1 protein-coding gene is annotated in these 479 nt (G+C 65.6%); it reads right to left on the bottom strand.

Annotated features, from left to right (window positions below; all coding sequences use genetic code 11):
- Positions 1-479, bottom strand: a 479-nt coding sequence (locus VTU_RS29670) for a SwmB domain-containing protein (protein WP_010109142.1), incomplete at both ends; no start/stop codon positions are given.

Here is a 479-nt window from a genome sequence, read left to right as displayed (position 1 = left end):
GACCGTGGCGCTGTGGAACTCCGGGGGCGTGGTGTCGGCTGCCGTGGTGCCGTGGGTCACGGCTTTTTCGCTGAAGTTCGCCGCATAGTTGCCGGCAGCGTCCTGCACCCCACCGGATGCGGGCTTGGTGTAGCTGACGGTCACGGTCTCCGTTTCGGCCACGGCGCGGTTCAGCGTCAGCACCACGGTCTTGGAACTTGGGAGCACCACGACAGCGAGCACGGTGATGGCCGTGCCCGTGGTGCTGCTCACCCTAAAGCTGGAGCTGGGCATGGGCCCTATCGAGAGCAGGGTGTTAGCTTCGATGTAGCTGATCACCAGTTCGCTGCCGCGGACCGCGGCGCTGTGGAACTCCGGGGGCGTGTTGTCGATTGCCGTGGCGCGATAGGTCACGGCCTGGTTGCTGAAGCTCACTGCGTCGTTGCCGGCTGCGTCCTGCACCACGTTGTCGCCCGTGGGCTTGGTGTAGCTCACGGTCA

Source organism: Verminephrobacter aporrectodeae subsp. tuberculatae At4 (assembly GCF_000193225.1).
Classification (GTDB): domain Bacteria; phylum Pseudomonadota; class Gammaproteobacteria; order Burkholderiales; family Burkholderiaceae_C; genus Acidovorax; species Acidovorax aporrectodeae.
This window is presented reverse-complemented; position numbering and strand designations above follow the sequence as displayed.